The sequence below is a fragment of the Conexibacter sp. W3-3-2 genome, from assembly GCF_009707605.1.
Classification (GTDB): domain Bacteria; phylum Actinomycetota; class Thermoleophilia; order Solirubrobacterales; family Solirubrobacteraceae; genus Paraconexibacter; species Paraconexibacter algicola.
In genome coordinates this window covers 169,622-181,489 of sequence record NZ_WLYW01000001.1, presented here as the reverse complement: position 1 = coordinate 181,489, position 11,868 = coordinate 169,622, and the positions used below count along the sequence as shown (strand labels likewise).

Here is an 11,868-nt window from a genome sequence, read left to right as displayed (position 1 = left end):
CCCGCCGTCCCGAGCCGGGCGGGTCAGAACCGCTCGGGGATCGTGCGCAGCCGCAGGCCGATCCCGGCGAGCAGCAGCGCGACCCCGAGGGCGAGGAACAGGCGGGCGTCGATCCCGGTGTCCGCCAGGCGCTGCGGCCGGTTGGCCGTGTCCTGCGGCACGTCCTGCAGGTCGCCCACCGCGGGCGGCGCGGTGATGTCGGGCGTGATCTGGGGCTCGTCGGTGAGCGTCGAGCCCGGATCGGCCTGCGGCTCGGGATCCGGCGCCTGCGTCGTCGTGCCACCGCCCTGGGTCTGCCCGGTGGTCTCGCCGAACGGATCCTGGTACTGCTCGTCGCCCGCGCTCTGGCCCAGCGCGACCGCCGGGGCGGTCAGCAGGCACAGCAGGCACAGGAGCAGGGTGAGGGGTCGCATCCGACGCACGCAGCAGGGCATTCTAGGGACGGGGTCGGTCTTCCTCCTTCCCGGACGCCGTCCTGCAGACACGTGGGACGGGGCACCCGGGCTCTGCGCTACCGTCGCGCGGTGCCGACGGCACCCCCCGACACCACCCCCCGCCACATCCTGCTCCTGACGGACCGGGACTGGGCGCACCCGCAGGGCGGCGGGACCGGCACGAACCTCTTCGGGCAGGTGTCGCGCTGGATCGCCTGGGGCCACCGGGTCACCGTGATCGCTGGCGCGTTCCCGGGCGGCGCCGCGGTCGAGCGGCCCCACGAGCGGCTGGAGATCCACCGCATCGGCAGCCGCCTGACGGTCTTTCCCGGCGCGGCGTGGCGGACCCTGCGCGGGGTCGGTGCGGACGCCGACGTGTGCCTGGAGGTCGTCAACGGGATCGCGTTCTTCACGCCGCTGTGGTGGTGGCTGCGGATGCCGCGCGTGACGCTCGTGCACCACGTGCACGCCGACCACTACGTCGCGGAGCTCGGGCGCCGCGGCCGGGTCGCGGCGCTGCTGCTCGAGGCGCTGCCGCTGCGCACGCTCTACCGGCCGTCCCCGTTCCTGACGATCTCACGGTCCGCCCGCGACGACCTCGTCGCGCTCGGCGTGCCCGGCGAGCAGGTCCACGTCGCGCACCTCGGGGTCGACGCCCCGCCCGACCCGCCGTCGGTCGACGCGGCGCAGCCGACGCTCCTGTACCTCGGCCGGCTGAAGGCCTACAAGCGGATCGAGCACGTCCTCGACGTCCTCGAGGCGATCCCCGCGGCGCGCCTGGACCTCGCCGGCGAGGGTGACCACCGCGAGGCGCTCGAGGCGGAGATCGCGGCCCGCGGCCTGACCGACCGCGTGACGCTGCACGGGCACGTCGACGAGGAGCGCAAGTGGGAGCTCTACGGGCGGGCCTGGGTGAACCTCACCGCCTCCAGCGCCGAGGGCTGGTGCCTGACGGTCATGGAGGCGGCGTCGTGCGGGACCCCGAGCGCGGCGCTGCGCGTCGGCGGGCTGCCCGAGTCGATCGTCGACGGCGAGACCGGCGTCCTGGCCGACACGCCGCAGGAGCTCGCCGCCGCCGTGCGCGACCTCGTCGCCGACCCGGCCCGGCGCCGCGCCCAGGGGGACGCCGCGCGCGAGCGCGCCGCGACGTTCACGTGGGACGCGACCGCCGCCGAGAACCTCACCGTGCTCGAGGCCGCCACCACCGCGCCGCGCCCGCGGCTGCGCGACGCGCTCGCCCGCTCCGGGACCGGTGCGGCGGCCGGGCTCGCCGGTGCGACGCTCGCCAACAACGCGATCCAGCTGCTGTTCACGATCGTGGTGACGCGCCTGCTGGGCACCGACGGGTACGGCGCACTCGCCGCGATCATCGGCGTGTTCCTGATCCTGCTCGTCGGCGGCCAGTCGGTGCAGGCGGCCGCCGCCCGCGAGACCGCGCTCGGCGCGCTCGGCGACCGCCAGCTGCTGCGCACCACGCTGCGCGCCTGGACCGGACGGCTGCTGCTGGCCACCGCGGTCCTCGCGCTGGTCGGGGTGCTCGTCCGCGAGCCGCTCGCGACGCTGACCGGCACGCCGGAGCACCCGTGGGCGGTCGCCGCCATCCCCGCGACCGGTGCGCTGTGGATGCTGCTGTCGCTCCAGCGCGGCGTGCTGCAGGGCCTGCACGCCTATGGGCCCGTCGCGCGCAGCCTCGTGCTCGAGGCGGTCGGACGGCTCGTCACGGGCGTCCTGCTCGTGCTGCTCGGCGCCGGGGTCGCCGGAGCGTTCCTCGGCACCCCGCTGACGATCGCGATCACGGTCGGCGCGCTGTGGCTGGCGATCGAGCGGCGCCTCTCCGACGACCGGGCCGCCGCGACCCCGGCGGTGCCGGACGCGCAGGCGATCCGCACGCTCGGGCGGCTGGTCTCGGGCGGCTGGGTGCCGATCTTCGGCCTGCTGCTGCTCGCGGTGCTGCAGAACGTCGACGTGATCATCGCCCGGCACGAGCTCGACGCCGACCGGGCGGGCGCCTACGCGATCGCCGCGGTGGCGGCCAAGAGCGTCGTCTGGGTGGCGATCGGGGTCGGCCTGCAGCTGCTGCCCGACGCGACACGCCGCCACGCCGCCGGCGAGGACCCGCGGCCCGTGCTCGTGCGGTCGCTGACCGTGCTCGTGGCCGTCGCGGCCCCGGCGCTGCTGATCTTCGCGCTCGTGCCCGAGCTGCTGCTGACGCTCGCGTTCGGCCCGGACGGCGCCGACGGCGCCGACGCGCTGCTGCTGCTCGGCGTCGCCATGACGCTCCTGGCCGTCGCGTACCTGACCGTGCAGTACATGCTCGCGCTGCGCGCCACGCGGTTCCTGTGGGTCCTCGCGGTCGTCGCGGTCGCCGAGGTCCTCGTGCTCTTCACCGGGGACTTCGGGATCGTGACGTTCGCGTCGATCGTGCTCGGCGTCCAGGTGCTCGCCGCCGCGGGCGTGCTCGCGCTGGGGCTGCGGATCGTGCCGCGCGGCGGTCCCCGGACCCCGGTCGCGACGTGAGCGACACGGACGACACGGGCGCGCTGCGCGACGCGGACGCGGCGCTCGCCGCCGTCGCCGAGGTCGACGGCTGGATGACCGACGCCCAGGGCCGGCGGCTGCACGCGTGCGCCCGCGCGCTGGCGCCCGGGGCGACGATCGTCGAGATCGGCTCGTTCCGCGGGCGCTCCGCGATCGTGCTCGCGCTCGCGGCGCCCGCCGGGACCCGGATCGTGTGCATCGACCCGCACGCGGGCTCCGACCGCGGCCCACAGGAGTTCGCGCCCGACGCGGCGCTCGGCGACGCGGACACCGCCGCGTTCGCCGCGAACCTCGCGGCGGCCGGGGTCGCGGACCGCGTGGAGCACGTCCGCGCGTTCTCCGACGCGCCCGCCGCGTTCGCCGCGGTCCCCGGGCCGGTCGAGCTCCTCTACGTGGACGGCGCGCACCGCTACGGCCCCGCGCTCGCGGACCTCACCGACTGGGGCGCGCGCGTCGCGCCGGGCGGCACGCTGCTGGTCCACGACACGTTCTCCTCGGTCGGGGTGACGCTCGCGACGCTGCGGCGGCTGCTGCCCGACCCCGCCTGGTCCTACGCGGGTCGCGACGGCTCGCTGGCACGCTGGGTGCGCACCGCGGGCGGACCGCCCTCGTGGGCCGCGCGCGCGGCCGACGCCGCCCGGGTGCTGGGACAGCTGCCGTGGTTCGCGCGCAACGTGCTGCTCAAGGCGGTGCTGCTCGCGCGGCTGCGCCCGCTGGCCCGGCTGCTCGGCCACGGCCCCGCCGACGGGCCGTGGCCGTACTGACCGCTCAGGCGGCCGCGGGCACGGTGGGCGTCGCCGGCTCCTGCTGGTCCTCCTGCCCCGGGTGGGCGGGCAGGTAGCGGGCGACGAGCACCGCACCGACGACCGCGACCCCGGCGGCGACGAGGCAGCCCGCCTGCAGGCCGTCGAGGAAGCCGTCCTGGGCGACGGCCAGCACGGTCGCGTCCCCGGTCGCGCGCGCGACCGCGCCGGCTGCGCCGAGCGACTCCTGCGCGGTCGAGACGATCCCGTCGGGCAGGCCCGAGGAGGCGAGCGCGTCGCGGTAGAACGAGAGCGCGACGCTGCCGATGACCGCGACGCCGAGCGTCCCGCCGAGCTCGCGGGTCGCGTCGTTGACGGCGGAGCCGATCCCCGCCTTGGCGGCCGGGACGACCCCCATGATCGCCTCGGTGGCCGGCGCCGAGGTCAGGCCCATGCCGGCCCCGACCATGACCATCTGCAGCGCGATCGCGAGGTAGCCGGTGTCGCTCTGGACCGTGGAGATCCAGACGTAGCCGCCGGCGAGCAGCAGCAGCCCGGTCGTAACGACCGCCTTGGCCCCCAGACGGACGGCGAGCGCGGTGCCGACGACCGAGGTGACCGCGACCGCGAGCGCGACGGGAATCTGCCGCAGGCCGGCCTCGAGGACCCCGTACTGGAGGATGAACTGGAAGTACTGGGTGACGAGGAAGATGAACCCGAAGAGCGCGAAGAACGCGAACGTGACGGCACCCGAGGCGGCGGTGAAGCGGAGGTTCGCGAACAGCCGCACGTCGAGCATGGGGTCGTCGGTGCGCCGCTCCCACCAGGTGAACGCGGCGAGGATCGCGACCGCGACGGCGAAGCCGGTGAGCGACGTGCCGGAGCCCCAGCCACGCTCGGGCGCCTCGATGATCGTGTAGACGAGCGCGCCGAGGCCGGCGGTGCTGAGGGTCAGGCCGACGAGGTCCAGCCGCGGGGTCGTCGGGTCGGCGCTCGTGGGCACGAGCGCGAGCGCGAGCACGATCGTCACGGCGGCCAGGCCGGCGCAGAGGACGAACGTGGAGCCCCACCAGAACTGCTCCAGCAGCGCGCCGCCGACGATCGGGCCGAGCGCGATCGAGATGCCGGTCGAGGCACCCCAGAGGCCGATCGCCCGGGCCCGCTCGCGCCGGTCGGGGAAGACGTTGGAGATGATCGACAGCGTCGTCGGGAAGCCCATCGCGGCGCCGATGCCGGCGACGACGCGGAAGGCGACGAGCACGTCGGGCGAGCCGGCCCAGGCGCTCGCGAGGTTCGCGGCGAGGTAGACGGCGAGGCCGGCGACGAGCGCGCCACGCCGCCCGAAGCGGTCGCTGAGCGAGCCCATCGCGAGGACGAGCGCGGCGAAGGCGAGGTTGTAGCCGTCGACGATCCAGAGGAGGTCGCGGGTGGAGGCGTCGAGCTCGGCGACGAGGGTCGGGAGCGCGATGTTCGTGATCGTGGTCGCGAGGTTGATCGTGAACACCGCGAGGCAGAGGACGGCCAGGACGGCCCGGGGCGAGGAGGACGTGCGCATGAGTTGAGAAAATAAAGTGCTAAGTGGATGAATGCAAGCGTTCGCGCTAGGATCCGTCCATGCGCTCCTACGGCCAGTACTGCGCGGCGGCCCGTGCGCTCGACGTCGTGGGCGACCGCTGGTCGCTGCTGATCGTGCGTGAGCTGCTCCTGCGCGACTGCCGCTTCGCCGACCTGCGCACCGGCCTCCCGGGCATCGCGACGAACCTCCTGACCGACCGCCTGCGCGCCCTCGAGGGCGCCGGCGTGCTCGAGCGCCACGCCGCCCCGCCCCCGGTCGCCACCGTGCTCTACCGCCTGACCGACCGTGGCCGCGCGCTCGAGGGCGTGCTCGCCGAGCTGGCGCTCTGGGGCGTCGCCGACATGGCCCGCGGCGCCGAGGGCGACGTCGTCTGCGGCCACTGGGTGGCGCTCGCCGCCCCCGTGATGTTCCGCGGCGCCGACCTCGCCGCGCTCGCCCCGCTCACCGTCGCGCTGGACGCGGAGGGCACCGCGATCACCCTGACCGTCGAGCCCGACGGCATCCGGGCCGCGCTCGGCGCCCCCGAGGGTCCCGCCGACGTCCACCTCGCCGGCACGATGCACGCCGTCATGGGCACGCTCCTGGGCGCCCCCGGGGCCGAGGGCCTCGCGCAGATCGACGGGGACCGCGACGCGCTGCGCCGGCTCGCCGCGCGCAGCACCGCGCCGCTGGGCCTGCGGGGCTAGCCGGCGTCGTCGGCGCGGCGCAGGCGCCGGTCCGCCCGCAGCCAGCGCACGAGCGCGAGCAGCAGCAGCGCGACCGCCCCCGTCGCCACCCAGTGCGCGGCGATGTGGTGGACCGCGTAGCCGTAGTCGTAGCCGCCAGGGTCGTCCGCGCCCCCCAGGACGTGCGCGACCGGCACGCCGACCAGCAGCAGCAGCCCTGCCCAGAGCACGAGCGTGCGGTTGGCCACGCCGCGCCACAGGACGAACGCGACCACCGGTCCGAGCACCGCCCCCGCCCGCAGCGCGAACAGCGCGCCCAGCACGCCCGACGCGAGCAGGCCCATCGCCAGCGCGCGCAGCAGCCCCCAGCGGGCCGGCCGGTCGGCGCCCACGTCCAGCGGCCCTGGCGGTGCGGTCACCGGGTCGCGCTGGCGGACCCGCTCGCCGCGGCGCAGGAGCAGGTAGGCGAGCAGCAGGAGGATCGCGATCGCGCTGACGACGTACCCGGCGGTCAGCGCGCGCTGCGGCCCGAAGGAGAGCGACACGCGCTCGCAGCCCGGCTCGACCGGCCAGGCGTTGGCGTAGCCCTGCAGCGGCACCGGGCGCCCGAGGTCGCGGCCGTCGCAGCTGGCCCGCCAGCCGGCCGCGTAGGACTCCCCGTAGACGAGCCAGGACGGCTCGCGCACGTCCACGCGCACGCCGTCACGACGGCCCTCCCCCGGCGTCCCGGCGGCGAGGACCCGACCGCCCGCGCCCGGCAGCACGAGACTCTCCGGCGGGGCCGAGAACAGGCGCAGCCGGTCGGCGCGGAACGCGCCCGTCCCGGTGTCCCGCAGCAGCGTGCGGTCGGCGGGCAGCGACAGCGGTCCGCAGCCCTCGGCGCGCAGCGGCAGGCCGGCGTCGAAGCGCCGCAGGTCCTGGGCGGGAACGCGCAGCCGCAGCGTGCGGCCCGCGGCACGCAGGACCACCGCCCCGCACGGCGCGGCCGCGCGACCGCTGCGGGGCGCCGGGACCGGCTCGACGCCCGCGCCGCGCAGCTCGCCGATCCCGACGGCGCGGCGCTGCCGCAGCCGCGCCGGGGTGCCGGCCGGGAACGCGGCCTCGAGGACCTCCAGGCGGAAGCGGCGCCCGACCAGCGGGGCGGCGAGCCGCACGAAGCCGTCCGCGCGCACGGCGACCGGGGCGCTCACGCCCCGCTCGGAGCGCAGGCGCACGCGGGTCGGGCGGCGCACGCGGACCGCGGGCGGCACGAGCCGCAGGCGGCGCAGCGTCGCGACCTGCGGCGTGCGCCAGGACAGCCAGGCCGGGCGGCCCGCGATCCACTGGCCGATCCAGGCGCGCGCGGTCCCGCCGTCGAACGCCCCGGACGCCCGGTGCCGGGGCCGGCCCTCCAGACGCGAGGCGGAGCGGGCGACGAGCCGGGCGGCAGCCGGGCTCACGAGCCCGTCGAGCACGTCGTCCGGGGTCTTCGGATCGACGCTCACCCAGGCCTCGGCGCCGTAGCGACGCGCCGTCGGCGGGTGGATCGTGCGCTCCAGCCGCGGCTCGGGGTCGCGCGCGTCGGCGAGCAGCCCGGCCTGCGCCGGACCCGCCAGGCGACCCCGGACCGCGGGGGCGTCGGCCGTCGTGCGCTGCAGCAGGTAGGTGAGCGGGCTGCCGGACAGGTCCTCGGAGCGCAGCGCCTGCTCGAGCACGACCGGCGGCCGCAGCGTCTCCCGCACGCGCACCCCGGGGATTCGCAGCTCGCGGATCCCGCCGCCGCCGGCGGTCGCGCGCTCGGGCCGGCGCATCGACGCGATCCGCACCGACAGCCGCCGCACCTTCTCGAGCCCGACGCGCAGCGTGTTCCAGCCCGGCCGGACCGCGAAGCGGCGCCCACCGACCTCGACCGCGGTGACCGTGCCGCGACTGTCGCCGTAGGGGTACAGCTCGATCGTCCCGACGTCGCGCGGCTCGGGGAACGTGACGTCGAGGTGGCGGCGGCTCTCGGCAAGGAAGCGGTCGGCCAGCCACGCGGTCCCGAGGTCCCCGTCGAGCGCCGCCGCCGGGCGGTGCTCGGGGAACTGCGTGACCTGCGGGCTGTACGGGGCGCTCACCGCGACCGCGCCGCGGCCGCGCAGGACCGCGACGGTCTGGGCGGCGGGCCGGTCGCCGTCACCGGAGAACGGGTCCAGGCGGGTGCCGTCCTCGCTGACGTCGCGGTCGGCCGGCAGCGTGGGTCCGACGTTGCCGCGCAGGCGCGCGCTGACGAACGCGCGGCGCCGCACGCCGTCGGCGATGACGAAGCCCGCCCCGTCGCGGACCGCGGCGGCGAGCGTCTCGCCGTCGAGGTCGGGGGCGTAGGCGAGCGGCCGATCGGGGCGCAGGTCGCCGAACGCGGCGAGGTCCATGACCCCCTGCGCGCCGCCGTCGACGATCGTCATCGGGGCGCGCGGGACGACGCGCACGATCCCGCCGGTCCGCGCCGGGCGCAGCTCCAGCGGCGCGCGGCGTACCGGGCCGGCGAGCCGCGCGGCGGCGGCCGGCAGCAGCTGCGGCGTGCCGAACGTCTCGCGGCGCACGCCGGAGACCGGCCGCTCCCCCGCGATCCCCGCGCCGCCGCCGAGCGCCGGGTCGATCTCGGGGGCGCCCAGGCCCGTGTCCAGGCCGGTCGCGGCGAGGCCGCCGCCGGTGGCGTCGGGCTGCGTGCCGAGCACGCGCGCGACCTCGGCGGGACCGAGCTCGCCGCTGCGCGAGCGGTCGCCGTCGGTGGCGAGGACGACCTGGCCGACGCCGAGCAGGTCCAGCAGCGGCGCGAGCTGCCCGGGCACGAGCCGCTCCTGGTTGACGAGCGCATCGACGCCCCACTGCAGCTCGGTGGCGCGCGGGTCGGAGAACGGCACGATGTAGCGGTTGGCGACCGGGTGGTCGGTGAGCGCGGGCAGGACCGCGTCGATCGTCTGCCCCCAGCGGTAGCTCGCGAACAGCTGGCCGGGCAGCAGCAGCGCGCGGGTGTTCGGGTCCGCGTCGTCGAGCCGGTCGGCCGCCTGCTGCCACCAGGACGGGACGTCGTAGGCGAGCTGGCGGTCGGGGGCCCGCCCGCTCGTCAGCGGCCAGGCGGCGACCGCGACGACCCCGGCAAGCGCGACGGTCCCGAGCGCCCGCAGCCGTGGCCGTCCGGCCGCGCGGGCCCAGGCCCACGCGAGGCCCATGCCGCCGAGGGCGGCCAGCGCCAGCGCCACGAGCGGTCCCGCCTTGTAGGTCGTGCGCAGGAACCGCACGGCCTCGACCTGGTTGTAGGTGAACGTCGCCGCGCGGCGCAGCGGCGAGCCCTCGGGGAAGCCGACCGCCATGATCAGCAGCCCGACGGTCAGCAGCAGCACGAAGAACGGGGCGTACCGGGCGCGCCACGAGACGCGCAGGCCGAGCACCACGAGCGCGGGCACGAGCATGCTCGCCAGCACCACCGGCAGGGAGAACAGGTACGCGGGCCCGTGGGTGGCGAACGGGCGCAGCTCGCCGCCGAAGCCGACGCCGATGTAGCTCGTCCAGAAGCCCAGCAGCCGCAGCGACTCCGCCAGCGACGTCGTCCCCCAGATCGTCCCCGGCTGCTCGGTGAACGGCAGGAAGTCGAACCCCTGGGAGGCGTGCACGGCGAGCGGGACGACCCACCAGGCGCCCGCCAGCGCGCCGGTGAGGACCGTGCGGCCGAGCCACGGCACGAGCGCGGCGCGCGGGACGCCACCCCAGCCGAGCTCGTAGAGCACCAGCAGCGCGGGCGCGACGAGCACCCAGCCGGTCACCGCCGCGTTGACGCCGCCGCCGGTGCTCGTCAGGACCAGCGCGAAGGCGGCGGGCCACCACCAGCCGCGCGGGTCGCGCAGGCCGCGGTGCACGCACAGCAGCAGCCACGGCAGCGCCGCGTAGGCGAGCAGCGCGACGCTCGTGCGGTCGGCGTACACGGTGACGTACGGGTTGACGACGTAGAGCACGCCCGCGCCGACGTGCAGCGCCGAGTAGCCGTGTTCCGCGTGCCCGGGGACGAGCACGCGCAGCAGCCGCAGGATCCCGTAGGCGGCGACCGCCAGCAGCGTGCCGAGCCAGAGCCGGTGCACGACCCAGTCGGGCAGTCCGAGCGCCTCGCCGGCGGCGAAGAACGGGCCCATCGGGAAGAGGTAGCCGCCGTACTGGCCGGCCCAGACGTGGCCGAGTCCGGCGGTCGGCGTCCACGCGCTCGCGACGTCCCCGAGGAACCGGGCCGCGTCGAGCTGCAGGTGCACCTTCGTGTCGGCGATCGTCTCCCCCGGCCGCTGCACGAGCGCGAGCAGGTACGCGCCCAGGACGAGGCCCAGGGGGGCCGCGTGGGGGCCGATCCGGCGGCCCGCGCGGGCCCGCAGCTGCACGATCGTCGAACGCACCAGGCGCGGAGGGTACGCTGACGCGCCGATGCGTTCGCCGTCACCCGCCGTCCCGGCCCTCGGCCTCCTGCGCGGTGGGCTGCTGGCCGGACCGGTGGTGCTCGCGTTCTTCTCCGGCGGGTTCTTCGACGGTCCACGTCTCTGGGCATTGGCGGGCTGCTGGGCGCTCGTCGTCGCCGCGGCGGTGCTCGCGCCCGCCCCGCTGCCGCGCCGACGCGCGGGCCTGCTGGCCGTCGCCGGACTCGGGCTGCTCGTCGCCTGGACGGGGGTCTCACGGGCCTGGGCGCCGCTGGACGACCCCGCCGGCGACGACCTCGAGCGCACGCTCCTGTACCTCGGGGCGCTGCTCGCCGCCGCGATGCTGCTCGGCCGCCGGCGCGACGCCCGGACGGCCGAGCTCGCCGTCGGGGGCGGCGCGCTGCTCGTGACGCTCTACGGGCTGTCCGGCCGGCTCGTGCCGTGGCTCGTCGAGCAGTCCGCGTCGGTCAGCGCCGGCGGCCGGCTGGAGCAGCCGCTCACCTACTGGAACGCGCAGGGCGCGCTCGCGGCGATCGGCGCGGTCGTCGCGGTGCGGGTGGCCGGGGACCGCACGCGGCCCGACGCGCTGCGCGCCGCGGCCGGCGCCGCGGCGGCCCCCTGGCGGCGGGCGTCTACCTGAGCTTCTCGCGCGGCGCGGTGCTCGCCCTGGGGTGCGGGCTGCTCGTCCTGCTGGCGTGCGCCCCGACGTTCGGACAGCTGCGCGCGCTCGGGGTCGCGGCGCTGACCAGCGTGCCGCTGCTGGTGGCGTGCGCGCTCTCCGACGCGGTCCGCGCCCTGGAGGGCGATGCGGGGACCCGGGACGCGCAGGGCGCGATCGTCCTCGCGGTGCTGCTCGGGTGCGTCGTGGCGGCCGCGCTGCTCACCGCGACGGTCGCGCGGCGCGAGGCCGCCGACGGCGCGCGGTCGGGCCGGCTGCCGCTGCCCGGGCGGGGGCTCGGCGCCGCGGTCGCGGTGCTGTGCGTCGTCGCGGTCGTCGTGCCGGTCGTCGTCGCGCCGGGCGGCCCGCAGGACCCGGCCTTCGGCGCGCAGACCCAGCGGTTCACCGACGTGGGCTCCAACCGCGACCGCTACTGGGACGTGGCGCTGCGCGCGTTCGCCGACCATCCCGTCGCCGGGGTCGGCAGCGGCGGCTTCGCAGTCGAGTGGCAGCGCGAGCGCGACGTGCCCGACCCGGTCCGTGACGCGCACTCGCTGCCGCTGGAGACCGCGGCGGAGCTCGGGCTCGTCGGGCTGCTCGCGCTCGCGCTGTTCGTCGTGGGCGTCGCCCGCTGCGCCCGCACGGTGCAGCGCGAGGACCCGGCGCTCGCCGCGGGGGCGTGCGCCGCGCTGACCGTGTGGGCGGTCCACGCCTGCCTGGACTGGGACTGGGAGATGCCCGCACTGACGCTGCCGGTGCTGCTCCTCACCGGCAGCCTGATCGCCCGCGCGGACCGCGCCGAGCCGGGGCCGGTCGCGTCGCGCTGACGCCGCCGCGGT

8 protein-coding genes are annotated in these 11,868 nt (G+C 77.2%); 5 read left to right on the top strand and 3 right to left on the bottom strand.

From position 1 onward, the window contains the following. Nucleotides 1-23: 23 nt before the first annotated feature. Nucleotides 24-413 (bottom strand): hypothetical protein, encoded by a 390-nt coding sequence (locus GKE82_RS26725; protein ID WP_196189006.1) that lies wholly within the window; start codon nucleotides 411-413, stop codon nucleotides 24-26. 111 nt (nucleotides 414-524) lie between these two features. Between GKE82_RS26725 and GKE82_RS00875 the strand changes: the two genes are divergently transcribed. Both GKE82_RS00875 and GKE82_RS00870 read left to right on the top strand, forming a co-directional pair. After that, nucleotides 525-2,951, top strand: coding sequence for a glycosyltransferase (locus tag GKE82_RS00875; RefSeq protein WP_107569913.1), 2,427 nt, complete (start codon nucleotides 525-527; stop codon nucleotides 2,949-2,951). After that, nucleotides 2,948-3,736, top strand: a complete 789-nt coding sequence (locus GKE82_RS00870) for a class I SAM-dependent methyltransferase (RefSeq protein ID WP_309233305.1) — start codon at nucleotides 2,948-2,950, stop codon at nucleotides 3,734-3,736. Before GKE82_RS00875 ends, GKE82_RS00870 begins: the two co-directional genes overlap by 4 nt. Before the next feature lie 4 nt (nucleotides 3,737-3,740). On the opposite strand, the gene GKE82_RS00865 is transcribed toward GKE82_RS00870, so the two are convergent. Continuing rightward, nucleotides 3,741-5,270, bottom strand: coding sequence for an MFS transporter (locus GKE82_RS00865; RefSeq protein WP_154732037.1), 1,530 nt, complete (start codon nucleotides 5,268-5,270; stop codon nucleotides 3,741-3,743). Nucleotides 5,271-5,329: 59 nt separating this feature from the next. On the opposite strand from GKE82_RS00865, the gene GKE82_RS00860 reads away from it, so the two are divergent. After that, nucleotides 5,330-5,977: a helix-turn-helix domain-containing protein gene (locus GKE82_RS00860; RefSeq protein ID WP_154732036.1), complete on the top strand. Its 648-nt coding sequence runs from the start codon at nucleotides 5,330-5,332 to the stop codon at nucleotides 5,975-5,977. On the opposite strand, the gene GKE82_RS30320 is transcribed toward GKE82_RS00860, so the two are convergent. Continuing rightward, entirely contained in the window at nucleotides 5,974-10,353 is a 4,380-nt protein-coding gene (locus GKE82_RS30320) for an alpha-(1->3)-arabinofuranosyltransferase family protein (protein WP_196189005.1), read from the bottom strand. The two genes, GKE82_RS00860 and GKE82_RS30320, sit on opposite strands and share 4 nt — an antisense overlap. 28 nt (nucleotides 10,354-10,381) lie before the next feature. Here GKE82_RS30320 and GKE82_RS26720 point away from each other — a divergent pair, with 28 nt between their 5' ends. Both GKE82_RS26720 and GKE82_RS00845 read left to right on the top strand, forming a co-directional pair. Beyond that, complete coding sequence (locus GKE82_RS26720) at nucleotides 10,382-11,011, top strand: hypothetical protein (protein ID WP_196189004.1); 630 nt, start codon at nucleotides 10,382-10,384, stop codon at nucleotides 11,009-11,011. Between the two features lie 17 nt (nucleotides 11,012-11,028). After that, entirely contained in the window at nucleotides 11,029-11,856 is an 828-nt protein-coding gene (locus GKE82_RS00845) for an O-antigen ligase (protein WP_154732033.1), read from the top strand. The last annotated feature ends 12 nt before the right edge of the window (nucleotides 11,857-11,868 follow it).